Genomic DNA, 19,425 nt, shown 5'->3' with positions numbered 1-19,425 from the left:
AATAATTTAGATAAAAATGCCACCCAGACGTTTATGCTAAATATTCCTGATTATTATGGTAAATATATCAGAACAGTAAAGCGAGGGTGTTTAGTTAAGTTGTAATGCTAATTGATGGATAATTGCGGCGGTGAGACCCCAAACGAGGTGTCCATTGTACCAATAGAAGAATATTCGGTTTGGACGACCAGCGCGTTTGATATCTATGTACTTATATCGTTGGATAGATAACGCATCAAATAAAGGAACTTCAAAGATAGAAGATACTTCGCTAGGGTTAGCTTGATAAGTGAGATTATCCGGTAATAAACCAATAACCGGAGTGACTTGATATCCACCATAACTTTGCATTGGCGCGAGTTGACCAAGAACTTGTACCTTTTCTGGTGGAATAGCAACCTCTTCATAGGCCTCTCGTAGGGCTGTTGCTATTATAGTGCTATCTTCTGGATCACTCATCCCACCAGGAAAGGCAACTTGTCCGGCATGTGAGCGTAGTAGAGGGGAGCGTTGCGTTAGTAGCAACGTTGGATTGACTTTGTTAATAATTGGCAATAAAACGGCAGCAGACTTACCCGTCTGTTTAATTGGTTGACGGGCAAGTGGTAATGTAAACTGAAAGCGATTAATAAAATCATTCAGTTCAGTCATCGAGGTTTAGTTCTCCCAGTAAAGGCAAAATAAGAGACAGTTTATCAAACGTTTCTTGATACTCTTTATCCGCTTGGCTATCTGCAACAATACCACCACCCGCCCAACAAAAAATGTGTTTTTTATAAGTCAATAATGTGCGGATAGTGATGTTGGTATCCATATTGCCACAGAAACTAATATAGCCTATAGCGCCACAATAGCCATGGCGGCGATGAGGTTCAAGCTCTTCTATGATTTGCATCGCTCGGATTTTAGGGGCGCCTGTAATCGAACCGCCCGGGAAACAAACGCGTAATAAATCCGTTGCTGTGTATTGGGGACTCAGTGTTGCGGTAATGGTACTGACTAAATGATGCACCGCAGGGAATGCTTCAACGACAAATAATTCAGGAACTTTGACTGTACCTGGAGTGGCAACACGGCCAATATCATTGCGTAGTAAGTCTACTATCATCAAGTTTTCAGCGCGATCTTTCGGCGAGTTAGCCAGTTTCTCAGCTTGAGCGATATCAGCCTCTGCATCATCTAATCGGGGTAATGTCCCTTTGATAGGGCGAGTTTGAATTTCACCGTTTTTTAATAAAATGAAACGCTCGGGTGAAATGCTGATGACAGCATTGTCGGGGAGTCGTATAAAAGAAGAAAAAGGTGCACGATTACTTTCTATTAAAGTTAAAAATGCATCCCATTCGTTACCTTTATATTTAGCTTTAAATCTTTGAGCTAAATTGATTTGGTAGCAATCACCATTACGTAAATATTCATGGATCTGCATAATATTATGATGATAAAGCGCTTTTGGCATATTCGATTGCCAATCTGTACTCAATTTGAAGGTGTTTTTACGCGGTGCTTTTTGCTTTTTTAACCAAGTTAATCGGGAGTCTGCATCATCATAACTAATTAATGTCACCGTTTTATTGTGGTGATCAATGATTACTGTCCATAAATAAATACCAACGGCCATATCAGGAAATTGTATATCAGTGCCTGCACTTTCTGGAATTTTTTCAATATAACGGCCTAAATCATAACTCCAAATTCCCATGGCACCGCCATTAAAAGGAAGTGTTGTATCAATTAATTTGGGTACTTTATATTTATCAATAAGTTGTTGAAGGACTTCAAACGGTGCATCATCAGGGATATAAGCGTTTTCGTTTCTTTCATTTACTGTTGTTTGTCCGCCACTTGTTATAATGGTAGCTATAGGGTCGGCAACAATAATATCGTATTGATTATGTGAATGTTGCGCATTACCTGAATGTAAGAGCATAGCCCAGGGCTGGTGCGCTAAGGGAGTAAATAAATCGATTGCCACATCAGGGCTGTAGGGTAATTGAATTTTATTGATGACCATTATGGTGAACTAAAATTAGGTTTCGTAAGTGGATAGTGTGAGATTAACATATAATCTTATCTTAATAAGGCAAGAACTGTTAAAATTTAATTAAAAATTTGCACAATTCACTTCTGTACAATTAATTTTAATCTTTAATTAATGAGGTTTTAACATGCTTTCAGGCATCCCAGTACTAAACCATGAAGAACAGCAAGAAGCCGTCGACAAAATTCATCAACTCATAGCCGATGGAATGAGTAGTGGTGAAGCCATCGCAATTATTGCACAGGAAATTAGAGAGAGCCATAAAGGAAGAGAACAAGTTCACGCTATCTTTGAAGAACAAGATGCAAACGAAGATAATAATGCGAACGAATATGAAAATACAGATGAAAACGACGATTCAGATGAAGATGACGGTGAATACGAAAATTAATACAAAATAAACATCCTATTAACATTTATGTGTAAATCTGATAAGTTTAAGATTAGTTAACGCATTCTGCTCATAAGAAATACTTTAAAGAATAAATTAAAGGTGTCTTAAAAATAGGGATATAAAAATATCACTAATCCATAAATGAGTAGTAAAACTAATTAAACTTTAGCCTATGTAGCATGGGTGTCGGAGAATAGTATGGAAGTTAATAGAAAAATAGCTGTTATTTTAGGTGGTTGTGCTCTGATTTTTAGTTCTGTTGCTATGAGTGTTAATAAGGACGAAGGTAAAGCGGCTGCGTTTGTCAGTTGTCAAAATCTAACCGAACCACAAATTGCGGCACAGGTAAAAAAAGATTTTATTAATAACCGGTTACCGCGTTGGGCTGATGAGAAAGCGATATTAGGTAAAAAAGCGATCGCGTGGGTTAATGATAATGACGTCACTAAAACTGACTCGGGTTACACAATACCGCTAACGGTAAGAGGTTCAAAATCAGATTTACAATATCGAGTTGTAGTTGATTGTGAGCAAGATACCATTACTTATAATACCCTTAATTAGAGTTTTACAATGCATTAATAAAAAGGAGAATCATTAGGTTCTCCTTTTTTATGCACATTTATAACGTTAATCTGTAAATATAATGTGTAATTCTAGCGATTTCTTGGCTCATAGGGAAGACGAGCAAAATGCTGAGATAATTGACGATAATAAACTAAACGTTCTCTAAAATACTCTCTAAGATGCTCTGGCTGTTCACGTTCAACGGCCTCAGGAATGATCGGTACATTATAGCGTTCTTTAAATGCGACTCCTGAAGCTAATAGATCGGTATTGATTTTGTCCATTTCATCTTTAGGTAGCAAAGCTAGGTTATGGCTCATGTCGGATCTCTGCAATTAAATATAATCTCAGGAGAGTTTAGCAATTAAATGAGAAAAAATCTCAATACATTTATTTTAAATAATAGATTAAATCGCCTATATTTAACCTATTATTACGTTGATTATATAGATTAAAAAATGATGAAAGATAATGAGATTGATTATTATTTTTCTTACTAAATGTTATTAATAATCAGTAATTTGTATTTTTTTGTTTTAATATTGTTTTGGGGTTTTAATTATTTTAATACTGTGCATAATAGCACCATGAGTTATTAACCAATAAGGTATAAATATGTTAACTACTGACATGATTAAAAAATTAAATGAGCAATTAAATCTTGAGTTTTATTCTGCAAATCTTTATTTGCAAATGAGTGCATGGTGTAGTGATAAAGGCTACGAAGGCGCAGCTGCATTTTTGAAAGCACACTCTCAAGAAGAAATGGAGCATATGCAACGCTTATTTGATTACCTTAGTGATACCGGTGCTTTGCCACGCCTAGGTCAAATTAATGAGCCGCCAGTTGATTTTAAATCAATTGGTGATGTATTTGCCCAAACTTATGAGCATGAAAAGCTTATTACGGCTGAGATCAACAAATTAGCGCATTTGGCGATGAGTACTCAAGATTACTCAACATTTAACTTCTTGCAGTGGTATGTTTCAGAACAGCACGAAGAAGAAAAATTGTTTAAATCTGTTCTTGATAAACTGGACATGGTGGGAGAATCAGGTAAATCACTATTCTTGCTGGATAAAGATCTCAAGAACATGTCAACAGCTGCGCATATCTAGTTACTATAGATAAAGTCGGTTAACACTCAATTAGTTTCCTATCATTGCTAGGGAACCTGAGTGATAAGATAAATTAACTCGGGGCACATAGTTATTTATGTGCCCCGAGTTGTTATATAAATCTGTAGTTAAGCCGCTTGAGGTATGAAGGATAAGCTTTTTTATTTTCATTTTGTGTTAAAACTCACATGCTAGGTCTTTAAATCTCTCTTTTAAGCGGTAAAACTGCTTTTTTTCCGTATAATGATTGGCAATAAATCTAAATTCACCTGCAAATTAAGGGGTTATAATGCCAATTAACCATATTAAATCTTCATGGCGTCAACTGAGTGCTATTGCTGTTCTATTCTTAGGCATGTCATTCCAACAAGCTTTTGCCCATGCTCATCTAAAAGATCAGCTACCGGCAGAAGGCGCCGCGGTAGAGCAAGTACCTGAATCCATTACTCTGAATTTCTCTGAAGGAATAGAAATTAACTTTACTAAGGTGGATATTGTTGGCCCTGAAAGTCAAAATATTAAAACCGGTAAAGCTACTCTTGATCCAGCTAATGATACGAAAGTGATTGTTCCTATTGAAGATAAGCTTGCGATCGGTAAATACGATGTCAACTGGAGTGTTGTTTCTGTGGATGGTCATAAAACTAAAGGAACATATAGTTTCACTGTGAAATAATATGTCACTGGAAGCTTTTTATACGCTCATTCGCTTTGTTCATTTTATAGCTGCAATGTTGATGTGTGGAATGTCAATTTTTGCGGCTATACTTAGTTATGGCCAGTTTAGTTACTTGTTAAGCCGCTATCTAAATAAAAGTATTATATTTAGTGCGGCACTTTCATCAATAACCGCATTTGCTTGGATGTTTGCACAAGCGGGATTAATGGGTGATGGATGGCAAGATACCCTCGATTGGAGCGTTTGGCAGGGTGTACTGGGTACAAATTTCGGCCAGGTTTGGCGCTGGGAATTATTGTGTTCAGTTATTTTATTTGGCGTAATATTTATTCGTCCAATGAAAATTCGATTACACCTCGTTCTTATGCTTTCTATTGTGATGTTAGGTTTGCATGCATTTATTGGTCATGCGGCAATGTACGATGGCCTAACTGGAACACTTCATCGATTTAATCAATTTATTCATCTTATTAGTGCTGCATATTGGTTTGGTGGCTTATGGCCATTTTTAATCTGTATACAATTTTTACGCCATAAAAAAGAATTGGTGGCAGGAATTGATAAACAAATCATATGCACTATGACGCGTTTTTCGCGAATAGGGCACATTGCGGTTGGGTTAGTACTGATCACTGGCGTAATTAGTTCAATGACGTTGTTACCTGATTGGCCTTTTGTTTATTCAGCTACTGAGTATCAATCATTACTATGGTTAAAAATAGTTTTAGTCAGCGTGATGGTGTTACTTGCTTTGGTCAATCGATATATCGTCGTACCAAGTATCAAACAGAAGGGACGTGTAAATTATTTGATTATTAATAGCTGGGTTGAATTATTGCTTGGTACAATGGCTATATTAGTCGTTTCTATATTTGCAACGTATCAGCCTGCTTAATTTGTTATTTAAATCGAGTATAACAGGCTGATAATAGCTGCTTTATCATTTTTACAAGGTCATTTTAATGAAATATAAATTAATTATTTGTTCGTTATTACTCAGCGGAATAATGATGGGTTCTGCTATTGCTGCACCGCTGACAACTGTGAGTAAAAAACAGTTTGGTGATGAATGGCCGTTTACACGAGAAGAAGTGATGTTGGAATGTCGCAGTAATGGTGCCATGGTTGTTATTAATCCAGCAACTTTGATGCAGTATCCTTTGAATGATATTGCAACATCCCTCATGGAGAAAAAAGAAATAAAAGCACAACCGATTGATATCTTATTGGCACCAAAGGATACAGATAAGACAACGGCAGAGCGAATTAAGCCATTGCAAATTGAAGCTCAAAAGCTGTGTGATAATAAATAGTAGTTATAAATCCATTTCAAATTATTTTAAATACAACTTAATTGGATTTTTTCTGTTATTTATTAATTGGTTATAAGGTTGAAAGGTTTGAGTAATTAAACATATAGGTATAACCTATTAAACAAATAGTTCAATCTTAGAAAATTAAGCAATAAATTGTGTTAATAATATGTAAAATAATGGCTAATTAAAGTGGTAAGAACGTGAGTTGAAGGCTAGTATTAAATTGTACTTTGTTACGTCTCAATGGCAATTTTAGCGCACGGCTCTGCCAGAGCCATTTCCCAAGGCCAGGTAATCGGAATCTACCAGGCCTCTTTTTTTGCCTATTAGTTTGCTGCTCATCATATCTTGCATAAAAATAACTCATCATTATGACATGGTGTCATTAAGCTAACTTCATTATCCAATGGTGGTTATCTTTATCGTAGTGATGGCGATAGAGTAGTACAGGCTTCTCATCGATAGTTGCGGGAATACTGGTATGTTCATCCCAACCATCTAATTGCATACAAAAATCCGTATCGGAATCACAAGGAATACTTATCGTGTCGCTTTTTTGACTCGACATGATGGCATCATTTATTTCATAGGATGATATTTTCAATGTCACTATGCTCATAGCTATACCTCTATCGTCAATTTTAAGGTTGAAAAACTCAGGCCAACAGAATTAAGCATAGTATAATTGGAAGTGATTTCCAAAATATTTTTTTACTTGAAAAGTAAGGGAGGTGCAATGCATTGCAAGCATGCACCTCGATAGGGATTATTTCTTAGGAATAGCGGTTCCCCAGTCTAACCAATCTGCAGGTGGCTCTAATTTTAGAATGAAATGTTGTTCACCTTTAGCTTTAGGTGCAAGTGGTATAGTAGGCGGTGTTGCTAAAGAAATACCACCACGGACAAATTGCTTGAATGTCCCACTTCTCACTACGCCGCCCGTTAGGCCGAAGGTCAGGTTATACCCTGAAGATAACCAGAATTGGGTATTGTCGCGGATCAAATATTGATACTCTTTGCCAATACGCGTTACCACATAAACACGATCGGAAAGCTCTCCCAAATATAAACTGGTGACAGTTCCTATTTCTAAGCCTCTAAATAAGATTGGAGTGCCAACTTGTACTGAACCTGCTTCACTAGCATCAAGATAGATAGTCAGACCATCCAAATAACGAGAGTCAGTAATATTGGCAGTCTGTAATTCAAATTGGTAACGATTTCTATTATCTCTACCCGGCTCAGCACTAATATAAGGCTGTAGCAGGGAGTCTAAATTATTAAATCCAGCAGGTGATAACTCAGGGGTTACTATCGCAAAGCGGCTGCCGAGTTTAGTAAACGCTTGCACATATTCGGGGTAGAGGATGGCCTTAGCTCTGACCTCATGATTATCAGCAGATAGTTTGAGCGATTCAATCTGACCAATATTGATCCCTAAGTAACGTATTGGCATACCTTCAGATAATTTTGATGCATCATATGTGGTTAATGTGACAGCACTTCCAATTGCTCTTGCCGCAGTTTCTGTCGAATAAAGTGTATGCTGGCGAACGGAGTCGAGTGAGCCCGTTTGTATATTATCAAAACTGATCGCTCCGCTTATTGCGCGGCTAAGAGGGGCTGCTTGAACGGTTAAACCATTTGCATTGAGCTGAACCTTTGCACCGCCTTCAGCCCAAAATACACTTTTATCTGTTAATAAATGCCGATATTGACTTGATATGTGAATTTTGACATCAAAGCTGCTATCGGTCGGTTTAATGGCAATAATTTTTCCGACCGCAAACTGACGATATAGTACGACAGAACCTGTTTGAATATCAGGAAGGCTCGATGCATTCAATGTTATTGTGGTTGGAGGTGCAGACCCGAGGATACCCGCTTTGGCATTGTCGTCACTGCGGTATAATGGGAACTCATCAGGAAGTGGTTCTTTCCCCTTGCCGGGAAGTAAATGAATACCACCTTCAATCCATTCTTGAGGTGCAGCGCCTTGGAATTGTATGCCATTAAGGCCTAATTGCATATCAATGCGGCTGTTAGCCACAAATTTGCTGTCATTTTTTACAAGATGACGATACTCATCAAAAATAGTGATATTAAAACTCACTTTTTCATCAGATAAGTGACGTTGTAACACTTCGCCTATCTTGATACCGCGATAAACAATGGGTTGCCCATCATTGACGCCATAGGTATCTTGAGCCCATAAAGAAAGGCGAAGGTTATCTTTCTCTTGTTGTTGGTGCTGTTTTACATCTTGTTTATTGGCTTGCAATACAAATTGTTGGCCTTCTTGTGCAGGTTTACTCCCTGATGGCGAATCAAATGAAACCGCGCCGTTAATTACAGCGGAAAGGCTTTCCATTTTTACATTTACACCGGAGTTTAAATTAATCTCACCCTCAACACCGGATACATTCCAAAATTGGCTATTTTCTCGAACTAAATTGGCATAGCGTTTCTCAATGACGGCGGCAATAGAAACGCCTTTATCATCCGGTAAAATAGAGTAATCAGAGATATAACCGACAGGGACTTTGCGGAAATAAATAGCCGAATTTTCATTGAGTGAACCAAGATCTTTAGCTGTCAAATAAATGAGCAATTCACCGTCATCAATATTGAGCTGAGGGGGACTATCTTGCGCAACAAATTGATATTGTTCATCTCCTGCATTGGGTAACATACCAATATAGTTCCCCCCCACTAAAGCATCCAATCCTGAAACGCCTGCAAGGGAGGCTTTCGGTGTGACCAACCAAAACTTCGTCCCTGATGTGAGTGCTGAACGCATATCTTTATTGACGCTTGCCGTCACGATAATGCTTTTCATGTCTTTACTGATAGTCACGGACTGGACAAGGCCAACTTCGACACCTTGGTATCGGATGGGTGTTCTATTTGCAACAACACCGGGAGCAGATGAGAACTCTATAGTGATTTCAGTTCCTTTCTCTACCCAATGCTGAAATAAAAGCCAACCCGCAATAAATACTGCAACAAGAGGGAGTAGCCAAAATGGTGAGATACTGACTCTTTTGCGTAAGATGACATCTTCTACGGGTTCAGAAGGGTCATTTTGTTGATTTTGATTTTCCATAAGAATCCCAAATAAGACGACTATCTAACCATTCAACGGCCAGTATGGTCAAAATAACAGCTGTACCAAAGTATAAGGCCGCAGGCCCCATAGTAAATGACATTAACTGGTCACGATTGACGAGTGTCATCATTAATGCAATCACGAATAGATCAAGCATGGACCAGCGGCCTATCCATGAAACAATTTTAAGCAGTTTCATGCGTAACACAGGATCAGTTTTACTGTTGAACTGAATTGAAAATAGTAGCAATATCATGATGATAATTTTAATAAATGGCACCAGAATACTGGCAATGAATACAATAATGGCAATAGGCCAATTTCCTGAGTCGATTAATGAAACAACGCCTGAGTAAATGGTATCTTCTATACGTTTTCCGTTAAGATAAAAAATTGATATAGGTAATAAGTTTGCAGGAACGAGTAATACTATTGCGGCAAGTAAAGCTGCCCACGTTTTTTGGAGGCTGAGTGGTTCTCTGTAATGTAAAGGGCGATGGCAACGTTGGCATTTCCCCTGTGAATTAGGAACCCCAGTATAATGGCAAGCAGTACAAGTCAACGTGTTTTCAGTTTTAGGTGCATCTTCTACTACATAAAAATATTGCCAAAGCCGATCAATATTCATGTGAATGATGATTAATAAACTGACAATTGACATTGTAATAAAAGCAATTAAGCCGTTATTGATATATACCGTGGCATAGTCTTGCATTTTTATGGACGCAATTCCAAGTGCAATAAGATATACGTCGAGCATCACCCACTCTTTTAGGTGGCGAAGAATTAATAAAATCGGACGTAGATTTAAATTTAAGCGTTGACCAATAAATAGATAAATAATGCAGGTCGGTAATAATAATGGTGCAACGATCGCACAAAAAGCCACAATACTAGCGGTAAAAGGGTCGCCTTGTTGATTTATTAACCTTATTCCTTCGATAACATTGGCGTTAATCTGTGCTCCCAGCAAATTAATCGATATCAATGGCTGCCAAAAAGCGATAGGAGCAAGCATTAATAGGGTGATTGCAAGTATCAATAAGCGATTTAATGACCACGAGCGGCCATCATCAAGTTGAGTTAAACATTGTGGACAAACAATGACTTGTCGTACACTAAAGTTAGGTAAATGTATTTTTTGGTTGCAGTAGCAACAGCGTTGCAAAATCATGTCAGTATGATTACTTTGATTCATATGCGCTTATTGTATGGGTTAACTATGATGTAATCTAGTGTAAAAAAATTTACGACAAAGTCACAAATTGGTAACCTTAACGCTACTCTTATTGATGATTTTTTTAATTACTTGATAAATACAAGAAATAACTATGGATAAAAAGAAGTATTATCTCGAACTTTCAGCTAATCTATCTAGCTTACTGGCAGGAGAATATGATTTAATTGCAAGTTTGGCGAATACCAGTGCGTTGCTATTTGAACGTCTAGATGGTGTGAACTGGGTTGGGTTTTATTTGAGTAATGAACAAGAGTTGGTGCTAGGGCCATTTCAAGGAAAGGTGGCTTGTGTCAGGATAGCGTTTGGCAAAGGTGTTTGCGGAACCGCTTTTAGTCACAATCTAGTTCAACGTGTGGCAGATGTTCATGCTTTCCCAGGTCACATAGCTTGTGATGCGGCAAGTAACGCTGAAATAGTCTTTCCTTTAGCGGTAAATGGGCGAATTATCGGTGTTTTAGATATTGATAGCCCAAATTTCGACCAGTTCGACCAAGAAGATGAGGATGGGTTGCAACACATTGTAAACCAGTTGTGTCAACACCTGGGAATGTGTTCTACGCCAAAATATTACTAAATATTGGTATGTTAAATTAATAGTAACGTGGCAATTGTCAGCAACACGATTATAATGTCGGCTTGTTCATGCCCGTGAGGTTGGCAAAATTGTTGTTATCAGGAAATTTCATGGAAAATCAACCTAAGTTGAAAAGTAGTAAAGAAGTAATCGCATTTTTAGCGCAGCGTTTTCCACGTTGTTTTATCGCTGAAGGCGAAGCTCGTCCGTTAAAAGTCGGAATTTTTCAAGATATCGTAGGATGTCTGACCGAAGAAGATGGTATTAGTAAAACGCAGCTACGTTCTGCGTTGCGCATGTATACCTCTAGCTGGCGTTATCTTTACGGTGTTAAAGAGGGAGCTAAACGTGTTGATTTGAATGGCGATGACTGTGGCGAATTAGACGCAGAGCACATTGCACATGCACGTCAGCAATTAACTGAAGCGAAAGCAAGAGTTCAAGCACAACGTGCTGAGCAAAAAGCGCAAAAACGTCCTGCCGCTAAAAAGCCGAGTGAAAAAACCGCTCGTAGCCCTGAAGCTGCAAAAGAAAATGCGCCTCGACGCCGTCCGTCAGACAATAAAGAACGCCCGCAAAACACGCCTGCAAAAACCCCACGTCGTAATAACGTTGCACCAGAACAAACATTGAAATCAGTAACTGATATCAATGCATTACAAATTGGCCAATCTTTAAAAGTTAAAGTTGGGTCGAGTGTAATGGATGCCTCTGTAATGGAAATTGCTAAAGACGGTGTTAGGGTTCAATTGCCAAGTGGACTGGCAATGATTGTGCGCGCGGAACATTTAAAGTTCTGATACGGAGGTCCATCAGGTCATGAACAAGCTTCTTAAAATAGCACTTGTTGTTAGTTTAGCGACTTTCGGCAGTGCAATTGCTAATACTCAAGCAGTGACGCCAGTCACTGCTTCCCAGTTACCTGTTTTAAAACAGAATGTACAACATGGCACAGTGAGTGAAAGAGTGAGTTCAAGATTCACTCGTTCCCATTATCGTCAGTTTGATTTAGATGAAGAGTTTTCTGGGAAAATATTTGACCGCTATCTGAATATGTTAGATTTCGGACATAATGTTTTACTTCAATCCGATGTAGACCAATATGCTAAAGATAAAGCAAAAGTTGGCCAGTGGCTTGAAGATGGCAAGTTAGATAAATTTTATGACCTGTATAACCTTTCGCAACAAAGGCGTTTTGAACGATTTAAATATGCCCTTGCTCGTCTCGATCAGCCAATGAATCTTGATGCACATGATTCAATAGAAGTTGATCGTTCGAAAGCGCCTTGGCCTAAAGATAATCAAGAACTTGATAAGCTTTGGGATCAAAAAGTACGATATGATTGGCTAAATCTAAAACTCGCTGGCAAAGATGACAAAGAGATAAAAGAAAAGCTGACTAAACGTTATAATTTTGCGTTAAGACGTTTGGCTCAGGCGCAAAGTGAAGATGTATTTCAACTCATTATTAATTCTTTTGCTCGTGAAATAGACCCTCACACCAGTTATCTTTCTCCGCGTAATACTGAGCAATTTAATTCTGAGATGAGCTTATCACTCGAAGGGATTGGCGCAGTATTACAGCAAGATGACGAAAACACAGTCATTAACTCCTTAGTTGCGGGCGGTCCTGCATCTAAAAGTAAAGAGCTGAAAGTAGGCGATAAAATTATTGGGGTCGGCCAAACTGGTAAGCCAATTGTTGATGTCGTTGGTTGGCGTCTTGATGATGTTGTCGCGCTAATTAAAGGCCCTAAAGGTAGTCAAGTACGGCTAGAGGTTGTTTCTGATACTAAAGGGGCTAAGCCACATATAGTCACTATAGTAAGGGAGCAGATCCGACTGGAAGATCGAGCTGTAAAACTGACAATTAAGCAACAAGGTAAAGATAAAGTTGCTGTATTAGACATTCCAGGTTTTTATGTTGGGTTAACTAATGATGTTAAAACTCAACTGCAAAATATGGCAAAAGATAATGTATCAGCCTTGATTATTGATCTTCGAGGTAATGGTGGTGGTGCATTAACAGAAGCGGTTTCTTTATCTGGTTTGTTTATTCCTAAAGGTCCAGTTGTCCAAGTTAGAGATAACAACGGACAAGTTCGCCAAGACATAGATGATGACGATGTTGTTTATTACAAAGGCCCATTAGTCGTGCTTGTTGATCGTTTTAGCGCATCTGCATCAGAAATTTTTGCAGCAGCAATGCAAGATTATGGCAGAGCGTTAATTGTAGGTGAGCCAACTTTTGGTAAAGGTACCGTTCAGCAACACAGAAGCTTGAGCCGTGTTTATGATCAAATGTTAAAACCAGAATGGCCGTCGTTAGGCTCAGTACAATATACCATTCAGAAGTTTTATCGTGTTAACGGGGGTAGTACACAACGTGAAGGTGTAACACCTGATGTTGTCATGCCAACAGGGCAAGATCCTGCGGAAACAGGTGAGAGCTTTGAGGATAACGCGCTTCCTTGGGATAGTATTCCGCCTGCAAACTATACTAAGGCCGGTAATGTTGCTGGGGATTTATCTGTCATAAAAACCAAGCATTTAGATCGTATTAGCAAAGACCCTGAATTTAATTATATTGATGAAGATATTGCACGTTATAAGGTGAATAAAGAGAGTAAGAATCTGATATCACTTAATTATGCGGAGCGAGAAAAAGAAGATAATGAAATTGAAGCGACTAAGCTAAAACGCATAAATGAACGTAATTCCAAAGCAGGTAAACCATTACTTAAGTCACTTGAGGACTTACCTAAGGATTACGAAGGTCCAGATCCGTATTTGGATGAAACGGTTAAAATGGCAATAGATCTGGCTAAGCAGAATACCAAGATGCTATCTAACCAAAAATAAATTTATTCGGCTATAGATTATTCAATAAGCCAGCGAAAGCTGGCTTTTTTGTGTGTATTACATTTACATTATTAGTTCACTGGCAATATTTAAAACTCTCAACTTCAATTAGTTATAGATTTCTTTACCTTTGCTTAATTTATCCTAAACTTTTAGGGTATGTTCCTTATTAATGAGGTAATGCCAATGAATAAATTATTTTTAGGATTGATTGCGGTTATCGTTATAGTGATTTCATCATTAGGTACCGCTAATGCAAGGAATTATCCTTGTTCAGGCAGTAAGGGTGGAATTGATCGTTGTGATGGCGGCCAATTTATTTGTAATGATGGCTCAACGAGCCGCTCTGAACAGGTCTGTACTGTAGACTTAAAAAATTCAATTAACAGTAAAGCGGGTGTAGCTGGCGCGAGTGTTTCAAAGCCATCAAGCAAGCCTTCTGTAACAGAATCAATTAAAACGACGAGTGAAAAAGCAAATAAGAAGACCAGTGAAAAAATTGGCAAAGCATCAGATGACACTGCTGATAAAATTAAAGACGTAAAAAGTACGACCACGAAGAAAGTAGATAAAGAGCCACTAAAAGCGACAAAGGAAAAAATACCTAAGGATATTGATAAAGAATCGACTAAAGCAACAAAAGAAAAAGCGACCAAAGATACTGATAAAGACACGACTAAAGTGGTAAAGGATAAAGCTGCTAAGGCGACTGGTACAGATACGACTAAAGCCACAAAAGAAAAAGTGACCAAAGCCGCTGATAAAGAAAAAACTAAAGTTGCAAAAGAGAAAACCGTAAAAGATACCAAAGAAAAAGCGCCAAAAAATACGACTAATTAACTTTAACCTATCGACATTTATCATTATTTTGAATAGATGCCATCTCATTTGACGTGAGATGGTATTTTATTGTCATCATTGCATACTAATAGAGATAGTAAGAATGAATTAAATTTGATAAATAAAAAGTTAAATATGTGTCTCTAGTCTCATGTTGTGTATAAGATTGCGGAAACTAGAGGGTTACTCATATGTATGCTGTTGATATCAAGCCTTGAATTTTAAAAGTTAATAATCTAGAAAATGAATGATAATTTTTGTACTTTTAAAAACAGTGAGTTATCAGTATCATTTTATATAATATTGCAAGAAAACAATCTTTTTTGAGGCATCTATTCATATTATATGTAAAGTTATGTCGTTTTTTGCTTTTTTCATGTTAATTGACTTGAAATAGTGTGAAAAAACCTTATTTATAAAGTAAATTCTACGTGATATCTGTTTTTACCAAGGAATACATAAAAATGATGAGAATTGTTTTATTCTTGCTCACAAACTTAGCGGTTATGTTTGTGTTTGGGATAATCTTAAGTTTAACGGGCATTCAAGGCAGTAGTGCTCAAGGTTTGTTGATCATGGCTGGGCTGTTTGGTTTTGGCGGTGCATTCATTTCTCTATTGATGTCTAAATGGATGGCACTTAAATCCGTTGGTGGTGAAGTTATTGAGTCACCTCGTAATGATGTAGAGAGATGGCTAATAAACACTGTAGGGCGTCAAGCACAACAGGTAGGTATTCAAATGCCTCAGGTTGCGATTTATCATGCGCCTGATATAAATGCATTTGCAACGGGAGCTCGCCGTGACGCATCTCTTGTTGCTGTTAGCACGGGCTTGTTAGAAAACATGAGCCGAGATGAGGCAGAAGCGGTTATTGCGCATGAGATTAGTCATATTGCTAATGGTGATATGGTGACAATGACGTTGCTTCAAGGTGTTGTGAATACCTTTGTTATCTTTATTTCTCGTATTATTGCACAGCTTGTTGCTGGATTTATGTCAAACAATAATAATGAAAATGAAAGTAGCAACGGCAATCCCATGGTTTATTTTGCAGTTTCAATGGTATTAGAAATTGTATTTGGGATACTTGCTAGCATTATTACGATGTGGTTCTCTCGTCACCGCGAGTTTCATGCCGATGCGGGTTCTGCTCAGTTAGTGGGTAGAGAAAAAATGATAGCTGCGCTTCAACGATTAAAAACTAGCTATGAGCCACAAGAAGAAGGGCGCTTAATGGCATTTTGTATTAATGGTCGCGGTAAAGCATTTAGTGAGTTATTTTTATCACATCCACCGTTAGACAAGCGTATTGAAGCGCTGCGCTCAGGACAGTATTTAAAATAGTATTTGCATAGATCAAATGACAAGTTAAATAATAATTTGAATGAAGTAAAAGCCACTCAAAATTTATTGAGTGGCTTTTTTATGTTCAAAGGTATTTAATTTTTGGTATAGAAGCTTTTATTCAAAGGTTATGGTCTAGAAATACTAACTTTTAGTACTGAATTATAAATATATATGAAATGTCTGTTTTAATTAGAAAATAGAGCTAAGTATATTTATCTAGTGATGAACGTGGAGTGCTAGCTAAATAGAGCGATATTGATCAGCTGACTTTAATTTTTTGATAAAAAAAGCCCCCTTCATAGGGTTCTGAAGGGGGAGCTAAATGAATAAAGAATGGTTTAATTCATGAACAAAGATAGGCTATTTAGATAAATGAAACTTAGTTATTTGTGCAGTATAAACCGCTTTTATACGGTTATATGCTATAAATAGCATTTATCGCTAAATGTTCTATTGGCGATAGCCTGCTTTAATCTGCTCTAGTGTATTTTTATATGTTTCTGCTTGTTTTTCATCTTCAATTAATGCGACTTCTCTTTGCATTTTAATTAAAATTTTACCTGCATCTGCTTGGCCAATCGCTTTAAGCATATGTGTGACTAAATTTTTTAAACAAGTGATCTCATCCGCAAGGGTATTAACATCAGGCTCGGTAGGGAAATGGGTTTTCATTTAGAGATTCCTTTAATAATAAACAGTAATTCGCAGATTGTAGCACAGAAAAAATCCCGATGTGTTCTAACATAAGTGGTATTAATGATAATGTGGTAGAAATGGCTGTGCATGAGGATAGTATCAACAAGATTGTCTTATTTTTGTTATTAAAAGCATAAGTGGGCAATTTAATCTGAATGTTCAGCTGTATTTATTGAAAAGTAATAAGATTGAATATTGATTGTCTTGTATTGACATTCTTAGTTAGAGCATCTTTAAAAAATGCCTCATAGTGTGATATGATTCACATAATTCTCTATAGCATACACAAGGCGAAAATAAACATGTAGCGACGGCAACACGTAAAATTGTGCCTCGATACATTTTAGTCATCGTTAAAGTTGCTTTTATCTTAATCTCCCTTTTTGTTGTTTTGCGCAATGGTATTGTATTTTTTGTGCAGATTAACGCATGGAAAAATAAGGCTTGGTATTAGACAATGACTCAGGTTTCTAGAAAAACAGCATGGATAAGAGTTGTGATATTAGCAGTAGCTGCTTTTGTCTTTAATACAACAGAATTTGTGCCTGTGGCATTGTTAAGTGATATTGCTGAAGGTTTTGATATGACAGTGGCCCATACGGGGCTGATGATCACGATTTATGCTTGGGTAGTGGCAATAATGTCATTACCGTTGATGCTATTAACCAGTAAGATTGAACGGCGTAAGTTGTTAGTATTCTTGTTTATTGTCTTTATTATTAGCCATATTATTTCGGGCTTTGCATGGAGTTTTGACGCGCTTATAGGCGCTCGAGTTGGTGTCGCATTATCACATGCTGTATTTTGGTCAATTACAGCATCGCTTGCTATCCGAGTTGCACCAGCAGGTAAAAAAGCGCAGGCGTTAGGATTATTGGCAACGGGCACAGCATTAGCAACAGTATTGGGTTTACCTATTGGTCGAGTAATTGGACAATTTTTAGGTTGGCGCATGACGTTCTTATCTATAGGTGCGATCGCTGCTGTCACAATGATTGCACTTATACGCTTTTTGCCTCACTTACCAAGTGAGCATTCGGGATCTTTAAAAAGTTTGCCTATCATATTCAAGCGCCCCGCACTGGTGGGTATATTCGTATTGACGGTTGTCGTTGTTACTGCACATTTTGCTGCATATAGCTATATTGAACCATTTGTACGAGATGTTGCTTTACAAAGTCAAAATTTTGCCACGATATTGCTGCTTATTTTCGGTGCCGCAGGTATTGTTGGCAGTGTTATTTTTAGTCGTTATAGTAGCAAATATGCATTAACTTTTTTACCTACTGCAATTGGTGTATTAACTGTCTGCTTACTATTATTGATGCCGCTAGGCGGAGATATAGGGTCCCTTATTCCTCTGTCGATATTTTGGGGAATAGCGATTATGTGTATTGGCTTAGGAATGCAGGTCAAAGTCATTGACTTATCGCCCGACGCGACCGATCTATCTATGGCAATTTATTCTGGCATTTTTAATCTTGGGATTGGTGGTGGGGCATTACTTGGTAATCAAGTTATCATCCATATGGGTATGACGTATATTGGCTATGTTGGTGCAGCATTTGGTATTATCTCATTGATTTGGTGTATTTATATTTTTAAACGCTATAAAGAATCATTTAAGGATAAATTACCTCAATCAAGCATTCACTAATTAATTTTATTGTCATGAAAGTATTATTTTATAGGCAGCATATTTTGACTATATAATTAAATAACACGCGTATATTGTCTATTCAATATGGTTGTAGCTAAGCATAGTGTAGCTAACTATGGCGATGATTAATATTTACAACCAAAAGCTCGATTTATCCACAATTATTGGTATGCTGCTTAATAGATAGTTAATATGTTGCCATTAATCTGTTTTCAAGAAGCAGTACCACTGATTAGAGGGAACAGAAGCTGATATTATTGGAGAATGTGATGAAGTGTAAAATCAGTGCTCTGTTAAAACCGGTTATTTCAATAAGTTTAATTAGTACTTTTTCTTTCATGCTTACTGCTTGCAGTAATTCTGAATCAAGTAAGATGACACGAGCGGAAAATTCGGATGCACAGTATGCCCAACAAGTTGTTAATTTAGGCTATGGGGCGCAAGAGGCTTGTGTCTCTGCTGGTGGATTACCTGCGATGACATTAGAATTGAATGGCAACCGAACAGCAGTTTGCCAATTTGCTAATGGAAAGCGTTGTGCGGCTGATATCATTCAAAGTGGTAGCTGTATTTAATAAGCAATTTCCCACGCATTATTTCATGTATATCGTGATGTATATTACTGCGAAAAATATTTTAATAAACTAACCCCCATATTTATTTAAAAATATAGGGGTTAGTTAAATAAATATCATTATTATTAACATTACGCCGTTAAGTGTTTAATTAATCACTAGTCCTCTTTTAAATTTAAACTATACTCTTTCTTAAATGTAAAAGCGCCATAACATACTGTTTTTACGGAAATATATTTATTTGGTTTATTTTGCCATTAAAGCGTTTATTGTTTTTTTATATTACGATAATAAGGTGTAGGATAATTATATTATTGTACGTAATAGATTATCTTATTTAGACTGGCAGTTTTTTATTCTAAATAAATAATTGATCTTCATTTGAAAAGTTATTAACCTTCATT

At 37.3% G+C, this 19,425-nt stretch carries 20 protein-coding genes; 13 read left to right on the top strand and 7 right to left on the bottom strand.

All coding sequences use genetic code 11. From position 1 onward, the window contains the following. Window positions 1-90: 90 nt before the first annotated feature. Both ACTH6U_RS09265 and pabB read right to left on the bottom strand, forming a co-directional pair. Window positions 91-651, bottom strand: a complete 561-nt coding sequence (locus tag ACTH6U_RS09265) for a CoA pyrophosphatase (RefSeq protein ID WP_441832061.1) — start codon at window positions 649-651, stop codon at window positions 91-93. Next, the gene (gene pabB, locus ACTH6U_RS09260; protein ID WP_441832060.1) at window positions 644-2,014 is read right to left on the bottom strand and encodes an aminodeoxychorismate synthase component 1; all 1,371 of its coding nucleotides are present in this window, start codon (window positions 2,012-2,014) and stop codon (window positions 644-646) included. The genes ACTH6U_RS09265 and pabB overlap by 8 nt, the downstream gene beginning before the upstream one ends. Before the next feature lie 154 nt (window positions 2,015-2,168). Here pabB and ACTH6U_RS09255 point away from each other — a divergent pair, with 154 nt between their 5' ends. Then, window positions 2,169-2,432 (top strand): YoaH family protein, encoded by a 264-nt coding sequence (locus tag ACTH6U_RS09255; RefSeq protein ID WP_294105931.1) that lies wholly within the window; start codon window positions 2,169-2,171, stop codon window positions 2,430-2,432. 201 nt (window positions 2,433-2,633) lie between these two features. Beyond that, window positions 2,634-2,999: a protein YebF gene (gene yebF, locus ACTH6U_RS09250; RefSeq protein WP_294105933.1), complete on the top strand. Its 366-nt coding sequence runs from the start codon at window positions 2,634-2,636 to the stop codon at window positions 2,997-2,999. A 92-nt stretch (window positions 3,000-3,091) separates the two neighbouring features. Here the strand turns inward: yebF and ACTH6U_RS09245 are convergent, their stop codons facing one another. Further along, window positions 3,092-3,322, bottom strand: a complete 231-nt coding sequence (locus ACTH6U_RS09245; protein WP_294105935.1) for a DNA polymerase III subunit theta — start codon at window positions 3,320-3,322, stop codon at window positions 3,092-3,094. Window positions 3,323-3,617: 295 nt separating this feature from the next. On the opposite strand from ACTH6U_RS09245, the gene ftnA reads away from it, so the two are divergent. The 4 genes from ftnA to ACTH6U_RS09225 all read left to right on the top strand — a co-directional run bounded on the left by ftnA (window position 3,618) and on the right by ACTH6U_RS09225 (window position 6,113). Beyond that, entirely contained in the window at window positions 3,618-4,121 is a 504-nt protein-coding gene (gene ftnA / locus ACTH6U_RS09240; protein WP_294105937.1) for a non-heme ferritin, read from the top strand. Window positions 4,122-4,410: 289 nt separating this feature from the next. Next, the gene (gene copC, locus ACTH6U_RS09235) at window positions 4,411-4,797 is read left to right on the top strand and encodes a copper homeostasis periplasmic binding protein CopC (RefSeq protein ID WP_294105939.1); all 387 of its coding nucleotides are present in this window, start codon (window positions 4,411-4,413) and stop codon (window positions 4,795-4,797) included. A 1-nt stretch (window position 4,798) separates the two neighbouring features. Then, a complete protein-coding gene (copD, locus tag ACTH6U_RS09230; protein WP_434719035.1) occupies window positions 4,799-5,695 on the top strand; it encodes a copper homeostasis membrane protein CopD in 897 nt (298 codons plus the stop codon). Between the two features lie 67 nt (window positions 5,696-5,762). After that, window positions 5,763-6,113, top strand: a complete 351-nt coding sequence (locus ACTH6U_RS09225; RefSeq protein ID WP_294105944.1) for a YebY family protein — start codon at window positions 5,763-5,765, stop codon at window positions 6,111-6,113. 388 nt (window positions 6,114-6,501) lie between these two features. On the opposite strand, the gene ACTH6U_RS09220 is transcribed toward ACTH6U_RS09225, so the two are convergent. The 3 genes from ACTH6U_RS09220 to yebS form a co-directional block, all read right to left on the bottom strand. Beyond that, complete coding sequence (locus ACTH6U_RS09220) at window positions 6,502-6,735, bottom strand: DUF1480 family protein (protein WP_294105946.1); 234 nt, start codon at window positions 6,733-6,735, stop codon at window positions 6,502-6,504. Between the two features lie 147 nt (window positions 6,736-6,882). Continuing rightward, window positions 6,883-9,222: a PqiB family protein gene (locus tag ACTH6U_RS09215; protein WP_294349871.1), complete on the bottom strand. Its 2,340-nt coding sequence runs from the start codon at window positions 9,220-9,222 to the stop codon at window positions 6,883-6,885. Beyond that, a complete protein-coding gene (gene yebS, locus ACTH6U_RS09210) occupies window positions 9,197-10,423 on the bottom strand; it encodes a membrane integrity lipid transport subunit YebS (RefSeq protein WP_336429951.1) in 1,227 nt (408 codons plus the stop codon). The genes ACTH6U_RS09215 and yebS overlap by 26 nt, the downstream gene beginning before the upstream one ends. Window positions 10,424-10,556: 133 nt before the next feature. On the opposite strand from yebS, the gene ACTH6U_RS09205 reads away from it, so the two are divergent. The 5 genes from ACTH6U_RS09205 to htpX all read left to right on the top strand — a co-directional run bounded on the left by ACTH6U_RS09205 (window position 10,557) and on the right by htpX (window position 16,087). Beyond that, window positions 10,557-11,039: a GAF domain-containing protein gene (locus ACTH6U_RS09205; protein ID WP_294105951.1), complete on the top strand. Its 483-nt coding sequence runs from the start codon at window positions 10,557-10,559 to the stop codon at window positions 11,037-11,039. Window positions 11,040-11,149: 110 nt separating this feature from the next. Beyond that, window positions 11,150-11,839: an RNA chaperone ProQ gene (gene proQ / locus ACTH6U_RS09200; protein WP_336429955.1), complete on the top strand. Its 690-nt coding sequence runs from the start codon at window positions 11,150-11,152 to the stop codon at window positions 11,837-11,839. 19 nt (window positions 11,840-11,858) lie between these two features. After that, window positions 11,859-13,901: a carboxy terminal-processing peptidase gene (prc, locus tag ACTH6U_RS09195; RefSeq protein WP_294105956.1), complete on the top strand. Its 2,043-nt coding sequence runs from the start codon at window positions 11,859-11,861 to the stop codon at window positions 13,899-13,901. A 186-nt stretch (window positions 13,902-14,087) separates the two neighbouring features. Continuing rightward, window positions 14,088-14,741, top strand: a complete 654-nt coding sequence (locus tag ACTH6U_RS09190) for a cell envelope biogenesis protein TolA (protein ID WP_294105959.1) — start codon at window positions 14,088-14,090, stop codon at window positions 14,739-14,741. 464 nt (window positions 14,742-15,205) lie between these two features. Beyond that, window positions 15,206-16,087 (top strand): protease HtpX, encoded by an 882-nt coding sequence (gene htpX / locus ACTH6U_RS09185; protein WP_294105962.1) that lies wholly within the window; start codon window positions 15,206-15,208, stop codon window positions 16,085-16,087. A 453-nt stretch (window positions 16,088-16,540) separates the two neighbouring features. Here the strand turns inward: htpX and ACTH6U_RS09180 are convergent, their stop codons facing one another. Further along, a complete protein-coding gene (locus ACTH6U_RS09180; RefSeq protein ID WP_294105965.1) occupies window positions 16,541-16,762 on the bottom strand; it encodes a DUF2594 family protein in 222 nt (73 codons plus the stop codon). 481 nt (window positions 16,763-17,243) lie between these two features. Between ACTH6U_RS09180 and ACTH6U_RS09175 the strand changes: the two genes are divergently transcribed. Together ACTH6U_RS09175 and ACTH6U_RS09170 are read left to right on the top strand one after the other, a co-directional pair. Beyond that, complete coding sequence (locus ACTH6U_RS09175; protein WP_294105968.1) at window positions 17,244-18,443, top strand: sugar transporter; 1,200 nt, start codon at window positions 17,244-17,246, stop codon at window positions 18,441-18,443. A 272-nt stretch (window positions 18,444-18,715) separates the two neighbouring features. Then, window positions 18,716-19,021 carry a DUF333 domain-containing protein gene (locus ACTH6U_RS09170; RefSeq protein ID WP_441832059.1) on the top strand — a complete coding sequence of 102 codons (306 nt, stop codon included), beginning with the start codon at window positions 18,716-18,718 and terminating at the stop codon, window positions 19,019-19,021. Window positions 19,022-19,425 lie beyond the last annotated feature (404 nt).

This window comes from Providencia sp. (genome assembly GCF_052096715.1).
In the GTDB taxonomy this organism is placed as follows: domain Bacteria; phylum Pseudomonadota; class Gammaproteobacteria; order Enterobacterales; family Enterobacteriaceae; genus Providencia.
The sequence above is the reverse complement of the archived record's forward strand: the minus strand, read 5'-3'. Positions and strand labels throughout refer to the sequence as shown.

Coding starts and splice junctions, on each gene's coding strand:
- ACTH6U_RS09265 (WP_441832061.1), bottom strand. CDS start 651: ATGACTGAACTGAATGATTTTATTAATCGCTTTCAGTTTACATTACCA.
- pabB (WP_441832060.1), bottom strand. CDS start 2,014: ATGGTCATCAATAAAATTCAATTACCCTACAGCCCTGATGTGGCAATC.
- ACTH6U_RS09255 (WP_294105931.1), top strand. CDS start 2,169: ATGCTTTCAGGCATCCCAGTACTAAACCATGAAGAACAGCAAGAAGCC.
- yebF (WP_294105933.1), top strand. CDS start 2,634: ATGGAAGTTAATAGAAAAATAGCTGTTATTTTAGGTGGTTGTGCTCTG.
- ACTH6U_RS09245 (WP_294105935.1), bottom strand. CDS start 3,322: ATGAGCCATAACCTAGCTTTGCTACCTAAAGATGAAATGGACAAAATC.
- ftnA (WP_294105937.1), top strand. CDS start 3,618: ATGTTAACTACTGACATGATTAAAAAATTAAATGAGCAATTAAATCTT.
- copC (WP_294105939.1), top strand. CDS start 4,411: ATGCCAATTAACCATATTAAATCTTCATGGCGTCAACTGAGTGCTATT.
- copD (WP_434719035.1), top strand. CDS start 4,799: ATGTCACTGGAAGCTTTTTATACGCTCATTCGCTTTGTTCATTTTATA.
- ACTH6U_RS09225 (WP_294105944.1), top strand. CDS start 5,763: ATGAAATATAAATTAATTATTTGTTCGTTATTACTCAGCGGAATAATG.
- ACTH6U_RS09220 (WP_294105946.1), bottom strand. CDS start 6,735: ATGAGCATAGTGACATTGAAAATATCATCCTATGAAATAAATGATGCC.
- ACTH6U_RS09215 (WP_294349871.1), bottom strand. CDS start 9,222: ATGGAAAATCAAAATCAACAAAATGACCCTTCTGAACCCGTAGAAGAT.
- yebS (WP_336429951.1), bottom strand. CDS start 10,423: ATGAATCAAAGTAATCATACTGACATGATTTTGCAACGCTGTTGCTAC.
- ACTH6U_RS09205 (WP_294105951.1), top strand. CDS start 10,557: ATGGATAAAAAGAAGTATTATCTCGAACTTTCAGCTAATCTATCTAGC.
- proQ (WP_336429955.1), top strand. CDS start 11,150: ATGGAAAATCAACCTAAGTTGAAAAGTAGTAAAGAAGTAATCGCATTT.
- prc (WP_294105956.1), top strand. CDS start 11,859: ATGAACAAGCTTCTTAAAATAGCACTTGTTGTTAGTTTAGCGACTTTC.
- ACTH6U_RS09190 (WP_294105959.1), top strand. CDS start 14,088: ATGAATAAATTATTTTTAGGATTGATTGCGGTTATCGTTATAGTGATT.
- htpX (WP_294105962.1), top strand. CDS start 15,206: ATGATGAGAATTGTTTTATTCTTGCTCACAAACTTAGCGGTTATGTTT.
- ACTH6U_RS09180 (WP_294105965.1), bottom strand. CDS start 16,762: ATGAAAACCCATTTCCCTACCGAGCCTGATGTTAATACCCTTGCGGAT.
- ACTH6U_RS09175 (WP_294105968.1), top strand. CDS start 17,244: ATGACTCAGGTTTCTAGAAAAACAGCATGGATAAGAGTTGTGATATTA.
- ACTH6U_RS09170 (WP_441832059.1), top strand. CDS start 18,716: ATGAAGTGTAAAATCAGTGCTCTGTTAAAACCGGTTATTTCAATAAGT.